Consider the following 17,647-nt stretch of genomic DNA (forward strand, 5'->3'; position numbering starts at 1 on the left):
AGTCATACCATCGCTACCAAAGGGCACTGCCGAAAAGCCAGTGCCTCACCGAGACGAATGGCGCACCGCCGCCGCTGGGAGAGACGCGATGTTCAGCAAGCAAGACCAGATCCAGGGTTACGACGATGCACTGCTGGCGGCGATGAATGCCGAGGAGCAACGTCAGGAAGATCACATCGAGCTGATCGCGTCGGAGAACTACACCAGCAAGCGCGTGATGCAGGCCCAGGGCAGCGGCCTGACCAACAAATACGCCGAAGGTTACCCGGGCAAGCGCTACTACGGTGGCTGCGAGCACGTAGACAAGGTCGAGGCCCTGGCCATCGAGCGCGCCAAGCAACTGTTCGGCGCCGATTACGCCAACGTCCAGCCGCACTCCGGTTCCTCGGCCAACAGCGCCGTGTACCTGGCCCTGCTGCAAGCCGGCGACACCATTCTCGGCATGAGCCTGGCCCACGGCGGTCACCTGACCCACGGCGCCAAAGTGTCGTCCTCGGGCAAGCTGTACAACGCCGTGCAGTACGGCATCGACACCAAGACCGGTCTGATCGACTACGACGAAGTCGAGCGCCTGGCCGTCGAGTGCAAGCCGAAGATGATCGTTGCCGGTTTCTCGGCCTACTCCAAGACCCTCGACTTCCCGCGCTTCCGCCAGATCGCTGACAAGGTCGGTGCGCTGCTGTTCGTCGACATGGCCCACGTTGCCGGTCTGGTTGCTGCCGGTCTGTACCCGAATCCGCTGCCTTATGCCGACGTGGTCACCACCACCACCCACAAGACCCTGCGCGGTCCGCGTGGCGGCCTGATCCTGGCCAAGTCCAACGAAGAAATCGAGAAGAAGCTCAACGCGGCAGTTTTCCCGGGTGCCCAGGGCGGCCCGCTGATGCACGTGATCGCCGGTAAGGCGGTGTGCTTCAAGGAAGCGCTGGAGCCTGGCTTCAAGGCTTACCAGCAACAAGTGATCGACAACGCCCAGGCCATGGCCGGCGTGTTTATCAAACGCGGCTACGATGTAGTGTCCGGCGGTACCGACAACCACCTGTTCCTGGTCAGCCTGATCCGTCAGGGCCTGACCGGCAAGGACGCGGATGCCGCCCTCGGTCGCGCCCATATCACTGTGAACAAGAATGCTGTGCCGAACGATCCACAGTCGCCGTTCGTGACCTCCGGCCTGCGTATCGGCACCCCGGCGGTGACTACGCGCGGCTTCAAGGTGGCCCAGTGCGTCACGCTGGCCGGCTGGATCTGCGACATCCTCGACAACCTCGGCGATGCCGATGTCGAAGCCAATGTCGCCGAGCAAGTGGCAGCCTTGTGCGCGGACTTCCCGGTTTATCGCTGAGTGCGGTTTTGGAGTAAATGACTATGCAACGCTACTCGGGCTTCGGCCTCTTCAAACACTCTCTCAGCCACCATGAAAACTGGCAGCGCATGTGGCGCACGCCGACCCCGAAAAAGGTCTACGACGTGGTCATCGTCGGCGGTGGCGGGCATGGCCTGGCCACGGCTTACTACCTGGCCAAGGAGCACGGCATCACCAACGTGGCCGTGGTCGAGAAAGGCTGGCTGGGCGGCGGTAACACCGCGCGCAACACCACCATCGTGCGCTCCAACTACCTGTGGGACGAGTCGGCCCACCTGTACGAACACGCGATGAAGCTGTGGGAAGGCCTGTCCCAGGACCTGAACTACAACGTGATGTTCTCCCAGCGCGGTGTCTACAACCTGTGCCACACCCTGCAGGACATCCGCGATTCCGAGCGTCGGGTAAGCGCCAACCGCCTCAATGGCGTGGACGGCGAGCTGCTCGATGCCAAGCAAGTGGCTGACGAGATCCCGTACCTCGACTGCTCGAAAAACACTCGCTATCCGGTGATGGGCGCAACCGTCCAGCGTCGTGGTGGCGTGGCCCGTCACGACGCCGTGGCCTGGGGCTTTGCCCGGGCCGCTGACGCCCTTGGCGTGGATCTGATCCAGCAGACCGAAGTGATCGGTTTCCGCAAGGAAAACGGCGTGTGCATCGGCGTGGAAACCAACAAAGGCTTCATCGGCGCCAAGCGTGTCGGTGTGGTGACTGCCGGCAACTCCGGGCACATGGCCAAGCTCGCCGGTTTCCGCCTGCCGATCGAATCCCACCCGCTGCAAGCGCTGGTGTCCGAGCCGATCAAGCCGATTATCGACAGCGTGATCATGTCCAACGCCGTGCACGGCTACATCAGCCAGTCCGACAAGGGCGACCTGGTGATCGGCGCCGGTATCGACGGCTACAACGGCTACGGCCAGCGTGGTTCGTACCCGGTGATCGAGCACACCATCCAGGCGATCGTCGAGATGTTCCCGGTGCTGTCGCGTGTACGCATGAACCGTCAGTGGGGCGGCATCGTCGACACCACCCCGGATGCCTGCCCGATCATTTCGAAAACCCCGGTACCGAACATGTTCTTCAACTGCGGTTGGGGCACCGGTGGCTTCAAGGCCACACCTGGCTCGGGCAACGTGTTTGCCGCAAGCCTGGCCAAGGGCGAAATGCACCCGTTGGCCGCACCGTTCTCCATCGACCGTTTCCACAACGGTGCGCTGATTGACGAACACGGCGCTGCTGCCGTCGCCCACTAACAGGAGAAATTTCCTATGTTGCATATCTTCTGTCCTCACTGCGGCGAACTGCGCTCCGAAGAGGAATTCCATGCATCCGGCCAGGCGCACATCCCGCGCCCTCTGGACCCGAACAGCTGCACCGACGAGGAGTGGGGCGACTACATGTTCTTCCGCGATAACCCACGCGGTCTGCACCACGAGCTGTGGGATCACGTCGCCGGTTGCCGTCAGTACTTCAACGTCACCCGCGACACCGTGACCTACGAGATTCTCGAAACCTACAAGATCGGCACCAAGCCACAATTCACCGACAAGACCGATAGCCCGAAAGCGGCCAGCACGGCTCTGGGAGAGAAGGTATGAGCCAGATCAATCGCCTGTCCAACGGCGGACGGATCGACCGCAACAAAGTCTTGAGCTTCACCTTCAACGGCCAGAACTACAAAGGCTTCGAAGGCGATTCCCTGGCCGCTGCACTGTTGGCCAACGGCGTCGACATCATCGGTCGCAGCTTCAAGTATTCCCGTCCGCGCGGCATCTTCGCCGCCGGTGCCGAAGAGCCGAACGCGGTGCTGCAGATCGGCGCCACCGAAGCCACGCAGATCCCGAACGTGCGCGCCACGCAACAGGCGCTGTATCAAGGCCTGGTCGCCACCAGCACCAACGGCTGGCCGAGCGTGAACAACGACATGATGGGGATTCTCGGCAAGGTCGGCGGCAAGCTGATGCCGCCGGGTTTCTACTACAAAACCTTCATGTACCCGCAATCGTTCTGGATGACTTACGAGAAGTACATCCGCAAGGCTGCCGGCCTGGGTCGCTCGCCGACCGAGAACGATCCGGACACCTACGACTACATGAACCAGCACTGTGACGTGCTGATCGTCGGCGCTGGCCCTGCCGGCCTGGCGGCTGCACTGGCGGCTGCGCGCAGCGGTGCCCGTGTGATTCTGGCTGACGAACAGGAAGAGTTCGGCGGCAGCCTGCTCGACTCCCGCGAAAGCCTCGACGGCAAGCCGGCGATGGAGTGGGTGGCCAGCGTCATCGACGAACTGAAGAACACTCCGGACGTGCTGCTGTTGCCGCGCGCCACCGTCAATGGCTACCACGACCACAACTTCCTGACCATTCACGAGCGCCTGACCGATCACCTCGGCGACCGCGCACCGATTGGCCAGGTGCGTCAACGCATCCACCGGGTCCGTGCCAAGCGTGTGGTGCTGGCGACCGGCGCTCACGAGCGTCCACTGGTCTACGGCAACAACGACGTGCCGGGCAACATGCTTGCTGGCGCCATCTCGACCTACGTGCGTCGTTACGGTGTGGCACCGGGCAAGAAACTGGTGCTGTCGACCAACAACGACCACGCCTACCGCGTTGCCCTGGATTGGCTCGACGCCAGCCTGCAAGTGGTGGCCATCGCCGATGCCCGCAGCAACCCGCGTGGTGCGCTGGTGGAAGAGGCGCGTGCCAAAGGCATCCGCATTCTCACCGGCAGCGCCGTGATCGAGGCCCGTGGCAGCAAGCGCGTGACCGCTGCCCGCGTGGCCGCCATCGACGTCAAGGCCCACGCCGTGACCAGTCCTGGCGAATGGCTTGATTGCGATGTGGTAGCCAGTTCCGGTGGTTACAGCCCGGTGGTTCACTTGGCTTCGCACCTGGGTGGCAAGCCGATCTGGCGCGAAGACATCCTCGGTTTCGTACCGGGTGAAGCGCCGCAGAAACGCGTATGCGTCGGTGGCATCAACGGTGTCTACGGCCTTGGCGATTCTTTGGCTGACGGTTTTGAAGGTGGCGCCCGCGCCGCTGCCGAAGCCGGGTTCCAGACGATTGAAGGTGTGTTGCCAAAAGCCTTGAGCCGTCTCGAAGAGCCGACCCTGGCGCTGTTCCAGGTCCCCCATGAAAAGAACACCGCACGTGCGCCGAAGCAATTCGTCGACCTGCAAAACGACGTCACCGCTGCCGCCATCGAACTGGCGACCCGCGAAGGCTTCGAGTCGGTCGAGCACGTCAAGCGCTACACCGCACTGGGCTTCGGTACGGACCAGGGCAAGCTCGGCAACGTCAACGGCCTGGCCATCGCCGCCCGTTCGCTGAACGTGACCATCCCGCAGATGGGCACCACCATGTTCCGTCCGAACTACACGCCGGTGACTTTCGGCGCCGTGGCCGGTCGTCACTGTGGGCACATCTTCGAGCCGGTGCGTTACACCGCGCTGCATCAATGGCACCTGAAAAACGGCGCCGAGTTCGAAGACGTCGGCCAGTGGAAACGTCCTTGGTACTTCCCGAAATCCGGTGAAGACCTGCACGCCGCGGTCAAGCGCGAATGCAAAGCCGTGCGCGACAGCGTCGGCCTGCTGGATGCTTCGACCCTGGGCAAGATCGATATCCAGGGCCCGGATGCGCGCGAGTTCCTCAACCGCGTTTACACCAACGCCTGGACCAAGCTCGACGTGGGCAAGGCCCGTTACGGCCTGATGTGCAAAGAAGACGGCATGGTCTTCGACGACGGCGTGACGGCTTGCCTGGCCGACAACCACTTCGTCATGACCACCACCACTGGCGGCGCGGCTCGCGTGCTGCAGTGGCTGGAGCTGTACCACCAGACCGAATGGCCGGACATGAAGGTGTACTTCACTTCCGTGACCGACCACTGGGCAACCATGACCCTGTCCGGTCCGAACAGCCGCAAGCTGCTCAGCGAAGTCACCGACATCGACTTGAGCAGCGAAGCCTTCCCGTTCATGACCTGGAAAGAAGGCCTGGTCGGCGGTGTGCCGGCGCGGGTGTTCCGGATTTCGTTTACCGGTGAACTGTCGTACGAAGTCAACGTGCAAGCCGACTATGCGATGGGTGTGCTGGAAAAAATCGTCGATGCCGGCAAGAAGTACAACCTGACTCCGTACGGCACCGAAACCATGCACGTGCTGCGGGCCGAGAAGGGCTTCATCATCGTCGGTCAGGACACTGACAGCTCGATGACCCCGGACGACCTGAACATGGGTTGGTGTGTCGGTCGCACCAAACCGTTCTCGTGGATCGGCTGGCGTGGCATGAACCGTGAAGACTGCGTGCGTGATCAGCGCAAACAGCTGGTTGGCCTGAAGCCGATCGATCCGACCAAATGGCTGCCGGAAGGTGCGCAACTGGTGTTCAACACCAAGCAAGCCATCCCGATGACCATGGTGGGTCACGTGACTTCCAGCTACCTGCACAACTCCCTGGGCTATTCATTCGCCATGGGCGTGGTCAAGGGCGGGTTGCAGCGGATGGGTGAGCGAGTGTTCGCACCGCTGGCCGATGGCAGCGTGATCGAGGCGGAAATCGTTTCTTCGGTGTTCTTCGATCCGAAGGGTGAACGCCAGAACGTTTAAATGGCCTCGGGTCCTGTGGGCGCGCCGTGAAACCGCGTCGTCTGCATCGCGAGCAAGCTCGCTCCCACAGGATTGAAGTCGCCAGAAAAATTTGTGCCAGGCATCAGTCCAATGTGGGAGCGAGCTTGCTCGCGATGGCGATAGAGCAGCCACCACAAGGGCCGGAACCAACAGAATTCAGAACAGGTGCTTTATGACCGCAGCCAATGTTTACCAACAACGCCCAACCTCCGGGGCCAAGGCCGAGTCGTCGTTGCATCATGCCGACCTCGCCAGCCTGGTGGGCAAGGGTCGCAAGAACGCCGGCGTGACCGTGCGTGAGAAAAAACTCCTCGGCCACCTGACCATTCGTGGCGACGGCCACGATGCCGCGTTCGCCGCCGGTGTGCACAAGGCCCTGGGCATCGAGTTGCCGGGTGCACTGACCGTCATCGTCAAAGGTGAAACCAGCCTGCAATGGATGGGGCCGGATGAATGGCTGCTGATCGTGCCAACCGGTGAAGAACTGGCCGCCGAGCAAAAACTGCGCAAAGCACTGGGCGATCTGCACATTGCAATCGTCAACGTCAGCGGCGGCCAGCAACTCCTCGAACTGAGCGGCCCGAACGTGCGCCAGGTGCTGATGAAGTCCACCAGCTATGACGTGCACCCGAACAACTTCCCGGTGGGCAAAGCGGTCGGCACGGTGTTCGCCAAGTCGCAACTGATGATCCGTCACACCGCCGAAGACACTTGGGAACTGCTGATTCGTCGCAGCTTCTCGGATTACTGGTGGCTGTGGTTGCAGGATGCATCTGCCGAGTATGGCCTCAGCGTTCAGGCTTGATCACAACATATGGCTGTAGCTGCTTTTTGTGGCGAGGGGGCTTGCCCCCGTTCGGCTGCAAAGCAGTCGTAAAACCAGTGAATGCGGTGTACCTGTTAGATCGCACACTCAGGACTTGGGGCTGCTGCGCAGCCCAACGGGGGCAAGCCCCCTCGCCACAGACAAGCTCAACACAGGATTCTCTGTGATCACCGATGTTGAAACAGGAGTCACCGCACCATGAGCCGCGCCCCAGACACATGGATTCTGACCGCCGACTGCCCCAGTGTCCTCGGCACCGTGGACGCGGTGACCCGCTTTCTGTTCGAGCAGGGCTGCTACGTCACCGAGCACCATTCCTTCGATGACCGGCTCTCGGGCCGTTTCTTCATTCGTGTGGAATTCCGTCAACCCGACGGCTTCGACGAGCAATCATTCCGCGCGGGGCTCGCCGAGCGCGGTGAAGCCTTCGGCATGATCTTCGAACTGACGGAGCCGAACTACCGGCCGAAAGTGGTGATCATGGTCTCCAAGGCCGATCACTGCCTCAACGATTTGCTTTATCGCCAGCGCATCGGCCAATTGTCGATGGACGTGGCCGCAGTGGTCTCCAACCACCCGGACCTCAAGCCTCTGGCTGACTGGCACCAGATTCCGTACTACCACTTCCCGCTGGACCCGAACGACAAGCCGTCGCAAGAGCGTCAGGTGTGGCAGGTGATCGAAGAGTCCGGTGCCGAGCTGGTGATCCTTGCGCGCTACATGCAAGTGCTGTCGCCAGAGTTGTGCCGCAAGCTCGATGGCAAGGCAATCAACATCCACCACTCCCTGCTGCCAGGTTTCAAGGGTGCCAAGCCCTATCACCAGGCCTACAACAAGGGGGTGAAACTGGTGGGCGCCACGGCGCATTACATCAACAACGACCTTGATGAAGGCCCGATCATTGCCCAGGGCGTCGAGGCAGTGGACCACAGCCATTACCCGGAAGACTTGATCGCCAAGGGGCGGGATATCGAAGGGCTGACGCTGGCGCGGGCGGTTGGATATCACATCGAAAGAAGAGTGTTTTTGAACGCCAACAGAACGGTCGTTCTCTAGATTTTTTGGGGCCGCTTCGCAGCCCATCGCGAGCAAGCTCGCTCCCACAGGTTTTGTGTTGTTCACAGATCTTGTGTCCACCCCCGATCCACTGTGGGAGCGAGCTTGCTCGCGATGGGGCCCTGACAAGCAACACAAGACACACAGGCAATAACCCGAGCACTTAACGCGCTGCCTGCCTGGGCGACGCGGTTCCATAAAAACAACAGCGAGGTGAAAGCATGTCTGGCAATCGTGGTGTGGTGTATCTCGGCGCTGGCAAGGTCGAAGTACAGAAGATTGACTATCCGAAAATGCAGGACCCGCGCGGTCGCAAGATCGAGCACGGGGTCATTCTCAAAGTGGTTTCCACCAACATCTGTGGTTCCGACCAGCACATGGTGCGCGGGCGTACCACGGCGCAAACCGGCCTTGTGTTGGGCCATGAAATCACCGGCGAAGTGGTCGAGAAGGGCAGCGACGTCGAGAACCTGAAAATCGGCGACCTGGTGTCTGTACCGTTCAACGTGGCTTGCGGGCGCTGCCGTTCCTGCAAGGAAATGCACACCGGCGTGTGCTTGAGCGTCAACCCGGCGCGTCCTGGCGGTGCTTACGGTTATGTCGACATGGGCGACTGGACCGGCGGCCAGGCTGAATACGCCATGGTGCCGTACGCCGACTTCAACCTGCTGAAACTGCCGGATCGCGACCGGGCAATGGAAAAAATCCGCGACCTGACCTGCCTCTCCGACATCCTGCCGACCGGCTATCACGGTGCCGTGACTGCCGGCGTTGGCCCAGGCAGCACTGTGTATATCGCTGGTGCCGGTCCGGTCGGTCTGGCAGCGGCGGCTTCGGCTCGCCTGTTGGGCGCGGCGGTGGTGATCATCGGTGACGTCAACACCGTTCGCCTGGCTCATGCCAAGGCCCAGGGCTTCGAGATCGCCGACCTGTCCCTGGACACGCCGCTGCACGAACAGATCGCTGCGCTGCTGGGCGAACCGGAAGTTGACTGCGCCATCGATGCCGTCGGCTTCGAAGCCCGTGGCCATGGCCATGACGGCGTGAAACACGAAGCCCCGGCCACCGTCCTCAACTCGTTGATGGGCGTGGTGCGTGTGGCCGGCAAGATCGGCATTCCGGGCCTCTACGTGACCGAAGACCCGGGTGCTGTCGACGCTGCCGCGAAAATGGGCAGCCTGAGCATCCGCTTCGGGCTGGGCTGGGCCAAGTCCCACAGCTTCCACACCGGCCAGACCCCGGTCATGAAGTACAATCGCGCGCTCATGCAAGCGATCATGTGGGACCGTATCAACATCGCCGAAGTGGTGGGCGTTCAGGTGATCAGCCTGGATCAGGCTCCGCAGGGTTATGGCGAGTTTGATGCAGGTGTGCCGAAGAAGTTTGTGATCGATCCGCACAAGATGTTCAGCGCTGCTTAAGCGTTCTGGTAATACCAAAACGGCGACCTTCGGGTCGCCGTTTTGTTTGGGCTGTTACTCAGAACTGGTGATTCACGCCAGGAACAAAAGATCGCAGCCTTCGGCAGCGCCTACAGAGTCGTGACAAGCTCGCAGGGCCGGGAACAATCCTTGAGGGCGTCAGTCCAATGCACAGTTTTTCGCCGCCCATTGCCGGGCGGTGTTCATCGAGGATGTCTGAATGAAGATTTCACGCGGTTTTGCACTGGCATCACTCCTGACCCTGGCTGCCAGCCCGGCCTTTGCACAGTTCAACCTGAGTGATGCAGCCAATGTCATTGCCGGCATGAAGGGCGATGACGCGACCGCGACCGCCGCACCGACGCCGCAGACAGCCGATTTGCTGAGCACCCTCAGTGAATTGGACATCACCCCACAGCAAGCCATTGGCGGCGCCGGGGCGATGCTGGGCCTGGCGAAGAACCAGTTGAGTTCGACCGACTACTCGGAACTGGCCAAAAGCGTGCCGGGTATCGACATGCTCTCGGGCGGCGGTGAGTTGGGTGCGCTGGCCGGCCTGCTCGGCTCCAGCGGCAAAGCTGCAGGGCTGGATAATGCCCTGGGCAACGTCAAGGACACCAACGACCTGAACAACGCCTTCAGCGCCCTGGGCATGGACAGCGGCATGATCGGCCTGTTCACCCCGGTGCTCTTGCAGTACCTCGGTCAGCAGGGCGTCGGCGGTACGCTGCTGAGCAGCCTGGGCAACATCTGGGGCGCCGGGGCCGGCACCGGTAGCTGAATCAGTAGCGCTCGGCGCGCAAGGCGTCGATGCGCCGGTCCTTCTCGATCCAGAGCTGGTTGACCCAGTTCTGGATCTTCTCGCGAAACACCGGATCGTTTTCGTAATCGCCCTGCCACAGCGCCGGATCGAGCTCGCGGGTCTTGATGTCGATGATGACCCTTGGCAGATTGCCGCTGATCAGGTCCCAGAACCCCGGAATCTTCTGCTGCGGGTAAACCACCGTCACATCGAGAACGGCGTCCAGCTGTTCGCCCATTGCCGCCAGCACGAATGCCACACCGCCAGCCTTGGGCTTGAGCAGGTGAGTGAACGGCGACTGCTGTTGAGCGCTTTTCGCTGCGGTGAAGCGCGTACCTTCCAGATAGTTGACCACCGTCACCGGCTGGCGCTTGAACAGCTCGCAGGCCTTTTTGGTGATCTCCAGATCCTTGCCCGCCAGCTCCGGGTGTCTGGCCAGGAACGCCTTGCTGTAGCGCTTCATGAACGGATAATCCAGCGCCCACCACGCCAGGCCCAGGAAGGGCACCCAGATCAGCTCTTTCTTGAGGAAGAATTTGAAAAACGGCGTGCGCCGGTTCAGCGTCTGGATCAGCGCCGGGATGTCGACCCAGGATTGATGGTTGCTGATCACCAGGTACGAGGTATCGCGGCGCAGATCTTCACCGCCACGGATGTCCCATTGAGTGGGGATGCAGACGCGGAAAATCAGCTTGTCGATTTCCGACCAGGTTTCGGCGATCCACATCACGGTCCAGGACGCGTAGTCGCGAAAACGGCCGGGCAGGATCAGCTTGAGCAGGGCAAACACCAGCAATGGCCCGATCAGGACCAGGGTGTTGAGCAGAAGCAGCAGGGTCACGAAACAGCCGGTGAGCAGGCGGCGCATAAGTCACTCGTGGAAGCGGTTGGGCGCGCCATGATAAGCAGCTTCGGGCGACAGGCCAAATCGGGGGTGACGAATGTTTCACCTCCGGGTCGGTAACCTTGGGGGAACGATCAAGCGAACAACGGTCTAAAATCCGGCAGTTCACTCTTATGGAAGCCCATTACGTGAAATCCCTCCTTGCAGTGCTCTCCCTCATCGCTTTGCCGGTCATGGCCGCTGAGCCGACCCTGTACGGGCGTTACGAATACATCGCCCTGCCGGAAATCGGCGGGCAAGTCCTCAAGGCGAAAATGGACACCGGCGCCCTGACCGCATCCCTGTCGGCCAAGGACATCGAAACCTTCAAGCGTGACGGCGAAGACTGGGTGCGTTTCCGCCTGGCCACCAAGGATGCGGGCAACCAGGTCTACGAACACAAGGTCGCGCGCATCAGCAAGATCAAGACCCGCTCTGAAGAGGACGAGGAGGACAGCGAAGTTGTCGCGCCGAGCAAGCGTCCGGTGGTCGATCTGGAGCTGTGCCTGGGCAACGTCAAGCGCACCGTGGAGGTCAACCTGACGGACCGCAGCAGCTTCAACTACCCGTTGCTGATCGGCGCCAAGGCGTTGCGCGAGTTCGGTGCGGCGGTGAACCCGGCACGGCGGTTCACGGCGGACAAGCCCGATTGCTGATTGACGGGGTGTGAGGCTTGGGGCACCGTTCGCCCACATCCCTGCCGGGCTCGGACGCCATGCCTCATATCCTGATTGTCGAAGACGAAGCGGCCATTGCCGACACCCTGATTTTCGCCCTGCAAGGCGAGGGCTTCACCACCACATGGTTGAGCCTCGGCGCGGCGGCGCTGGAGTATCAGCGTCAGACCCCGGCGGATCTGATCATTCTCGATATCGGCCTGCCGGACATCAGCGGCTTCGAAACCTGCAAGCAACTGCGGCGCTTCAGCGAAGTGCCGGTGATGTTCCTCAGTGCCCGGGATGGCGAGATCGATCGCGTCGTGGGCCTGGAAATCGGCGCCGACGATTACGTGGTCAAGCCGTTCAGTCCTCGGGAAGTGGCGGCGCGGGTCCGGGCGATTCTCAAGCGCATGGCGCCCCGCACGGTGAGCGAAGCGTCGATGACGCTGTTTCGCATCGATAGCGACCGTGTGCAAATCAGTTATCGCGGTCAACTGCTGACCCTTACCCGCCATGAATTCCGCCTGCTGCAATGCCTGCTGGAACAGCCCGAGCGCGTCTTCAGTCGCGAACAGTTGCTCGATGCCCTGGGCGTGGCCGCCGACGCCGGTTACGAGCGCAGCATCGACAGCCACATCAAGAGCGTGCGCGCCAAGTTGCGACGGGTGAAGGCTGACGCCGAACCGATCCAGACCCACCGCGGCCTCGGCTACAGTTACAGTCCGGGACAAAGCTGATGCCGCTGGGAATCCGGTTTTTTCTGGTCTACGCACTGTTCATCGGCCTGACAGGCTACTTTGTGCTCAACACGGTCATGCAAGAGATCCGCCCGGGCGTTCGCCAGTCCACCGAAGAAACCCTGGTCGATACCGCCAACCTGATGGCCGAGATCCTGCGCGACGATTTCAAGGCCGGCACTCTCAATCAGAACCGCTGGCCGCAACTGCTCAAGGCTTATGGTGAGCGCCAGCCGGCGGCGAAAATCTGGGGCTTGCCGAAGAATCAGGTCAACCATCGCATCTACGTCACCGACGCCAAGGGCATCGTCGTGCTGGATTCCAGCGGGGTGGCGGTGGGGCAGGATTACTCGCGCTGGAACGACGTCTACCTGACCCTGCGCGGCGAGTACGGTGCTCGCTCCACCCGCAGTGACCCGAACGATCCCGGGTCCTCGGTGATGCACGTCGGCGCGCCGATTCGCGACAACGGCCAGATCATCGGCGTAGTCACAGTGGCCAAGCCAAACAGCTCGTTGCAGCCTTATGTGGATCGCACGGAACGCCGGTTGCTGGCGTATGGCGCCGGGCTGATCGGCCTCGGTTTGCTGTTCGGCGCGTTGTTGTCCTGGTGGTTGAGCCGCGCCCTGCGCAGATTGACGGCGTACGCTCAAGGCGTCAGTGCAGGCCGGCGGGTTGAAGTGCCGCATTATCGCGGTGGTGAGCTGGAACAATTGGCCACGGCGGTGGAGCAGATGCGCACGCAGCTTGAAGGCAAGGCCTACGTCGAACGTTACGTGCACACACTGACCCACGAGTTGAAGAGTCCGCTGGCAGCCATTCGTGGCGCGGCGGAACTGTTGCAGGGCGAGATGCCGCCGATCCAGCGACAGCGTTTCGTCGGCAACATCGACAGCGAAAGTGCGCGCATGCAGCAGTTGATCGAGCGCTTGCTGAATCTGGCGCAAGTCGAGCAGCGTCAGGGGCTGGAGGAGCGCGTCGACGTGCCGCTGGGTACTTTGGTGAGGGAGTTGCTGAGTGCTCAGGCGGCGCGAATCGAAAGCCGTCAGTTGCAGGTGGAACAAAGCATTGCAGCGGATCTGATGCTCAGTGGAGAGCCGTTTTTACTGCGGCAGGCACTGGGCAACCTGTTGGAAAATGCGCTGGATTTCACCCCGGCCAAAGGTGTGCTGCGCCTCGGTGCCCGGCGAATTGACGAGCAGGTCGAATTCAAATTGTTCAATCAGGCCGAGGCCATTCCGGACTATGCGTTGCCAAGGCTGAGCGAGCGTTTCTACTCGCTGCCGAGACCGGACAGCGGGCGCAAAAGCACCGGGCTAGGGCTGAACTTCGTCGAGGAAGTGGTCAAGCTGCACGGCGGCACCCTGAGTATCAGGAATGTCGACGGCGGTGTGGAAGTGATCGTGCACCTGCCTTAGGGCCGGCTCAGTCTCCACACAGTCTCCACATTCCCTCCATTCATTCCTCACACAGCCACGCCAGACTTTCCCCATCCAAAACAGGGAGAGTCCCATGAACCGTAGCCTGACCCTAAAACTCGGGGCGATTGCCCTGTTGATTCTGTTGTTGCTGATCCCGCTGCTGATGATCAACGGTGTGATCCGCGACCGTCAGCAACTGCGCGACGGCGTGCTCGACGACATTGCCCGCAGTTCCAGTTTCAGCCAGCAGGTGAGCGGTCCGTTGCTGGTGGTGCCGTATCGCAAAGTGGTGCGCACCTGGAAGACCCGTGAAAAAACCAACGAGCGTTATCAAGACATCAGCGAAGAGCGCGGTCGTCTGTATTTCCTGCCGGAACGCTTCGAACTCGACGGCCAGGTGCAGACCGAGTTGCGCTCCCGGGGGATTTACCAGGCGCGGCTGTTTCATGCCGACAATCGCATCAGTGGGCTTTTTTCGCTGCCGGCGCGGCTCGGAATCAAGGAAGACTTTGCCGATTACCGGTTCGACCAGCCGTTTCTCGCCGTTGGCATCAGCGACATCCGTGGTATCGAAAATGCCTTGAAACTCGAGCTCGACGGCCAGAGCCTGGACTTCATTCCCGGTAGCCAGGTCGGCTGGCTGGGTGAGGGCGTGCACGTGACACTGCCTGCGCTGAATACCGAACAGGCCGCGGAGCTGGCTTTTGGTTTTAACCTGCGCCTGCAAGGCACGGGCGTGTTGCAAGTGTTGCCAGTGGGTAAAACCAGCACAGTCTCGCTGAGCGCCGACTGGCCTCACCCAAGTTTCATCGGCAACTATCTGCCGGCCCAGCGTAACGTCACCGATCAGGGGTTCACCGCCAACTGGCAGGCGTCGTTCTTCTCCACCAATTTGCAGGAGGCCTTGAGCAGCTGTGTCACCGGCGGTGACTGCGCAGCCTTCAGCGGTCGCAGCTTCGGTGTGAGCTTTATCGACCCGGTGGACCAGTACCTGAAAAGCGACCGGGCGATCAAATACGCACTGCTGTTCATAGTCCTGACGTTCGCCGGCTTCTTCCTCTTCGAAGTGTTGAAAAGCCTGGCCGTGCACCCGGTGCAATACGCGCTGGTGGGGGTGGCCCTGGCGTTCTTTTATCTACTGTTGCTCTCGCTGTCCGAGCACATCGGTTTTGGGCTGGCCTATCTGTTGTCGGCGGCTGGCTGCGTGTCCTTGATCGGTTTTTATGTGTGCCATGTGCTGCGTAGCGTCGTGAACGGGTTGAGTTTCTCCGCAGGACTGGCGGCGTTGTACGGCCTGCTTTACGGCGTGCTGAGCGCCGAGGATTACGCGCTGTTGATGGGCTCGTTGCTGCTGTTCGGCTTGTTGGGCGTGTTCATGGTGCTGACCCGCAAGCTGGATTGGTATGGGGTTGGGCAGAAAGCGGTGAAACCGTTGGACTTCGATATTGGAGCGGTGCAATGAACCGGTCGGTGGGGTTGCGCGAGGATCAGCGCTGGAGCGAGGTGTTAGTGACTCGGATTTTGCAGTGGTTGCCTGATGAACCGCGTTGGTATTTTCGCGAGCAGGCTCGCTCCCACAAGGGTTCTCCAGTGAATACAAAATTTGTACGCACCGACGACCTACTGTGGGAGCGAGCCTGCTCGCGAAGCGGCCAGTACAGCCGGCGATGCTCTAAGCCTTCGGCATCGTCGCAATCATCGAAGGCCGCTGGCTCACCTCGAAGTACCACGCCGCCAGCTGCGGATTGGCTTCGCGCCAATCCAGATCCGGATGGCGCAGGTCCAGGTAACCCAGGGCACAGGCCACGCTGATCGCGGCCACGTCGAAGTGGCTGGTCAGCTCGGCAATCGCGTCTTTTTCCAGCAGGGCCAGGGCGCGGCGGATCTTGTCGCGCTGGCCGTCGAGCCATTCGTCCCAGTGTTTCTCCGGGGCACGCAGGGCGACTTCGTAGCGCACCAGCACGGCCGCGTCCATGATGCCGTCGGCAAGGGAAGCGAGGGTCAGGCGCCGCCAACGGGCCGAGCCTTCGCGGGGGATCAGCGGGTTGCCGACGTGCTGCTGATCGAGGTAGTCGAGGATGACCCGGCTGTCATGGATGACATTGCCATCGGCCAGGCGCAGGGCCGGGATTTTGCTCAGGGGGTTGTCGTCGATCAGGGCCGTGTCCGGGGTTACCGGGGTGAGGACGCTGGTCTGCAGCGCCACGCGGTCCTGTTGACCGGTTTCGTACAGCAGCACCATGACTTTGCGAACGAAGGGTGAGAGCGGGTTGTGGTAGAGGGTCATGCTCGGGGCGGACATGGCAGCGTCTCGATCGGTGGCAGAGTCGGGCAGCATAGCGTGTTGGGGCGATAGCTCAAGATGGCAACCCCCCCTGTAGGAGCGAGCTTGCTCGCGATGGACGTTAACGATAACGCGGGGAACCTGACACCCAGCGGCGTTCTCAAGTCCATCGCGAGCAAGCTCGCTCCTACAGGGGGTCAGCGGCGTTGCAGGAGGCCGCGCAGGGCCAGCACAGCCGGGATGCCCAGCCCCACCCAGCTCAGCGAGTCCCATACACCATCTCCGAGCAACGCGGCAAACAGCCCTGCCGCGCTGAGCACCGCGATGACGATGGGAATGGCAAAGACCTTCCGGAAATTCGACTGCCGGGGCTTCATGCCACGTTCTCCGCTTTTTCCAGCACAGGCCTGGCAGCCTTGCGCCGCACCACCCACAGGTAGACCCCGCTGCCGAGCACAATGATGGTCAGCACATCCAGGGTCGCCCAGAGGATTTGCATCGGCATGCCGCCGTAGTCGCCGAAGTGCAGCGGTTGCGACATGCCCATGGCATCCATGTACCAGGGGCGTTCGGCCACGGCGGTGACTTGCAGGGTGCTGGCGTCGATCAGCACCGGCGTCAGCAGGTGCGAGGTCAGGTGCGTGCTGCCTTTCATGAACACCGCGTAATGGTGCTCGCTGGAAAACCGCGTGCCGGGGAAGGCGATGAAGTCCGGCTGCATGCCCGGTGCGACGTCCTTGGCGATGTCGAGCAGACGGGTGGCCGGCGCCAGGTGCGTCAGCGGTGGCGCATCACGGTACGGCGCGACCATCGCGCTCAGGCTGTCGTTGCGCCAGGCGGCAATGATCAGGTCGGCGCAGGCACTGATCACGCCGGTCACGCCGACCACCAGGGCCCAGGTCAAGGTCACGACGCCGATCAGGTTATGCAGGTCGAGCCAGCGCAGGCGGGTGGATTTGTCCTGGCGCACGGTGGCGAACTTCAGGCGGCGCATGAATGGCAGGTACAAGACGGTGCCGGAGACGATCGCCACCACGAACAGAATGCCCATGAACGCCAACAGCAGCTTGCCCGGTAAGCCGGCAAACATGTCCACGTGCAGGCGCAGCATGACCATCATGAAACCACCGTTGGCCGACGGCATCTCCAGAGCCTCGCCGGTACGGGCGTCGAGCATGAAGGTGTGGGACGAATTGGGCTCGGTGCCGGCGGTAGGGGCCATGATCGCAATCGCGGCATTGGGTTCGTCGTCCTCGAAGCCGAAATACTGCATGACTTCGCCAGGGCGATGCTTTTCAGCCGCCGCTACCAGCTGCTGCAAATCAAGCCGCGGGGTGTCTGCCGGCATCTGCTTCAGCTCGGCTGCATCACCGAGGAGGTGGTCGATCTCGTGATGGAAGATCAACGGCAGGCCGGTCAGTGCCAGCAGCAACAGGAACACCGTGCAAATCAGGCTGGTCCAGGTATGAACAGCGGACCAGCGGCGAATTGTTTTACTTTTCATTTCATAGCCTTCAGAAAAACCAAAGCCGTCCACGAAGGACGGCCTGGTCATTGGGCGT

16 protein-coding genes are annotated in these 17,647 nt (G+C 61.6%); 12 read left to right on the forward strand and 4 right to left on the reverse strand.

The window, feature by feature from the left end; genetic code table 11:
* Positions 1-88 precede the first annotated feature (88 nt).
* From glyA to Q8X48_RS17225, 8 genes are all read left to right on the forward strand, one after another.
* Positions 89-1,342, forward strand: coding sequence for a serine hydroxymethyltransferase (gene glyA / locus Q8X48_RS17190; RefSeq protein ID WP_015097125.1), 1,254 nt, complete (start codon positions 89-91; stop codon positions 1,340-1,342).
* A 23-nt stretch (positions 1,343-1,365) separates the two neighbouring features.
* On the forward strand, positions 1,366-2,616 hold the full coding sequence (locus Q8X48_RS17195) for a sarcosine oxidase subunit beta (RefSeq protein WP_007980419.1): 1,251 nt from the start codon (positions 1,366-1,368) through the stop codon (positions 2,614-2,616).
* A 15-nt stretch (positions 2,617-2,631) separates the two neighbouring features.
* Positions 2,632-2,961 (forward strand): sarcosine oxidase subunit delta, encoded by a 330-nt coding sequence (locus tag Q8X48_RS17200; protein WP_007980417.1) that lies wholly within the window; start codon positions 2,632-2,634, stop codon positions 2,959-2,961.
* Positions 2,958-5,975, forward strand: coding sequence for a sarcosine oxidase subunit alpha (locus Q8X48_RS17205; protein WP_217836562.1), 3,018 nt, complete (start codon positions 2,958-2,960; stop codon positions 5,973-5,975). The genes Q8X48_RS17200 and Q8X48_RS17205 overlap by 4 nt, the downstream gene beginning before the upstream one ends.
* A gap of 193 nt (positions 5,976-6,168) precedes the next feature.
* Positions 6,169-6,801: a sarcosine oxidase subunit gamma gene (locus Q8X48_RS17210; protein ID WP_126047958.1), complete on the forward strand. Its 633-nt coding sequence runs from the start codon at positions 6,169-6,171 to the stop codon at positions 6,799-6,801.
* Between the two features lie 219 nt (positions 6,802-7,020).
* Positions 7,021-7,878: a formyltetrahydrofolate deformylase gene (purU, locus tag Q8X48_RS17215; RefSeq protein ID WP_015097122.1), complete on the forward strand. Its 858-nt coding sequence runs from the start codon at positions 7,021-7,023 to the stop codon at positions 7,876-7,878.
* 221 nt (positions 7,879-8,099) lie between these two features.
* Complete coding sequence (gene fdhA, locus Q8X48_RS17220) at positions 8,100-9,299, forward strand: formaldehyde dehydrogenase, glutathione-independent (RefSeq protein ID WP_015097121.1); 1,200 nt, start codon at positions 8,100-8,102, stop codon at positions 9,297-9,299.
* Between the two features lie 220 nt (positions 9,300-9,519).
* Positions 9,520-10,080, forward strand: a complete 561-nt coding sequence (locus Q8X48_RS17225) for a DUF2780 domain-containing protein (protein WP_407799960.1) — start codon at positions 9,520-9,522, stop codon at positions 10,078-10,080.
* A gap of 1 nt (position 10,081) precedes the next feature.
* Here Q8X48_RS17225 and Q8X48_RS17230 read toward each other — a convergent pair whose 3' ends face one another.
* Positions 10,082-10,969, reverse strand: coding sequence for an acyltransferase (locus tag Q8X48_RS17230; protein WP_407799959.1), 888 nt, complete (start codon positions 10,967-10,969; stop codon positions 10,082-10,084).
* 164 nt (positions 10,970-11,133) lie between these two features.
* Between Q8X48_RS17230 and rloA2 the strand changes: the two genes are divergently transcribed.
* The 4 genes from rloA2 to creD all read left to right on the forward strand — a co-directional run bounded on the left by rloA2 (position 11,134) and on the right by creD (position 15,263).
* A complete protein-coding gene (gene rloA2, locus Q8X48_RS17235) occupies positions 11,134-11,640 on the forward strand; it encodes a retropepsin-like aspartic peptidase RloA2 (RefSeq protein ID WP_015097118.1) in 507 nt (168 codons plus the stop codon).
* 59 nt (positions 11,641-11,699) lie between these two features.
* Positions 11,700-12,380, forward strand: coding sequence for a two-component system response regulator CreB (gene creB / locus Q8X48_RS17240; protein WP_407799958.1), 681 nt, complete (start codon positions 11,700-11,702; stop codon positions 12,378-12,380).
* The gene (creC, locus tag Q8X48_RS17245; RefSeq protein WP_407799957.1) at positions 12,380-13,798 is read left to right on the forward strand and encodes a two-component system sensor histidine kinase CreC; all 1,419 of its coding nucleotides are present in this window, start codon (positions 12,380-12,382) and stop codon (positions 13,796-13,798) included. Before creB ends, creC begins: the two co-directional genes overlap by 1 nt.
* A 94-nt stretch (positions 13,799-13,892) precedes the next feature.
* Complete coding sequence (creD, locus tag Q8X48_RS17250; RefSeq protein WP_407799956.1) at positions 13,893-15,263, forward strand: cell envelope integrity protein CreD; 1,371 nt, start codon at positions 13,893-13,895, stop codon at positions 15,261-15,263.
* Between the two features lie 210 nt (positions 15,264-15,473).
* On the opposite strand, the gene Q8X48_RS17255 is transcribed toward creD, so the two are convergent.
* The 3 genes from Q8X48_RS17255 to Q8X48_RS17265 all read right to left on the reverse strand — a co-directional run bounded on the left by Q8X48_RS17255 (position 15,474) and on the right by Q8X48_RS17265 (position 17,589).
* Positions 15,474-16,103, reverse strand: coding sequence for a glutathione S-transferase family protein (locus tag Q8X48_RS17255; RefSeq protein WP_407799955.1), 630 nt, complete (start codon positions 16,101-16,103; stop codon positions 15,474-15,476).
* A 179-nt stretch (positions 16,104-16,282) separates the two neighbouring features.
* On the reverse strand, positions 16,283-16,462 hold the full coding sequence (locus tag Q8X48_RS17260) for a hypothetical protein (RefSeq protein ID WP_407799954.1): 180 nt from the start codon (positions 16,460-16,462) through the stop codon (positions 16,283-16,285).
* Positions 16,459-17,589 carry a PepSY-associated TM helix domain-containing protein gene (locus Q8X48_RS17265; protein ID WP_407799953.1) on the reverse strand — a complete coding sequence of 377 codons (1,131 nt, stop codon included), beginning with the start codon at positions 17,587-17,589 and terminating at the stop codon, positions 16,459-16,461. The genes Q8X48_RS17260 and Q8X48_RS17265 overlap by 4 nt, the downstream gene beginning before the upstream one ends.
* Positions 17,590-17,647 lie beyond the last annotated feature (58 nt).

The sequence above is a fragment of the Pseudomonas sp. QLc11A genome (assembly GCF_052112305.1).
GTDB classification, from domain to species: Bacteria; Pseudomonadota; Gammaproteobacteria; order Pseudomonadales; family Pseudomonadaceae; genus Aquipseudomonas; species Aquipseudomonas laurylsulfatiphila.

Bases quoted from the DNA above. Each gene is read 5' to 3' on its own strand.
- creB (WP_407799958.1), top strand. From the start codon at position 11,700: ATGCCTCATATCCTGATTGTCGAAGACGAAGCGGCCATTGCCGACACC.
- purU (WP_015097122.1), top strand. From the start codon at position 7,021: ATGAGCCGCGCCCCAGACACATGGATTCTGACCGCCGACTGCCCCAGT.
- Q8X48_RS17260 (WP_407799954.1), bottom strand. From the start codon at position 16,462: ATGAAGCCCCGGCAGTCGAATTTCCGGAAGGTCTTTGCCATTCCCATC.
- Q8X48_RS17225 (WP_407799960.1), top strand. From the start codon at position 9,520: ATGAAGATTTCACGCGGTTTTGCACTGGCATCACTCCTGACCCTGGCT.
- Q8X48_RS17255 (WP_407799955.1), bottom strand. From the start codon at position 16,103: ATGTCCGCCCCGAGCATGACCCTCTACCACAACCCGCTCTCACCCTTC.
- glyA (WP_015097125.1), top strand. From the start codon at position 89: ATGTTCAGCAAGCAAGACCAGATCCAGGGTTACGACGATGCACTGCTG.
- Q8X48_RS17195 (WP_007980419.1), top strand. From the start codon at position 1,366: ATGCAACGCTACTCGGGCTTCGGCCTCTTCAAACACTCTCTCAGCCAC.
- Q8X48_RS17200 (WP_007980417.1), top strand. From the start codon at position 2,632: ATGTTGCATATCTTCTGTCCTCACTGCGGCGAACTGCGCTCCGAAGAG.
- fdhA (WP_015097121.1), top strand. From the start codon at position 8,100: ATGTCTGGCAATCGTGGTGTGGTGTATCTCGGCGCTGGCAAGGTCGAA.
- Q8X48_RS17210 (WP_126047958.1), top strand. From the start codon at position 6,169: ATGACCGCAGCCAATGTTTACCAACAACGCCCAACCTCCGGGGCCAAG.
- creD (WP_407799956.1), top strand. From the start codon at position 13,893: ATGAACCGTAGCCTGACCCTAAAACTCGGGGCGATTGCCCTGTTGATT.
- creC (WP_407799957.1), top strand. From the start codon at position 12,380: ATGCCGCTGGGAATCCGGTTTTTTCTGGTCTACGCACTGTTCATCGGC.
- Q8X48_RS17205 (WP_217836562.1), top strand. From the start codon at position 2,958: ATGAGCCAGATCAATCGCCTGTCCAACGGCGGACGGATCGACCGCAAC.
- Q8X48_RS17230 (WP_407799959.1), bottom strand. From the start codon at position 10,969: ATGCGCCGCCTGCTCACCGGCTGTTTCGTGACCCTGCTGCTTCTGCTC.
- Q8X48_RS17265 (WP_407799953.1), bottom strand. From the start codon at position 17,589: ATGAAAAGTAAAACAATTCGCCGCTGGTCCGCTGTTCATACCTGGACC.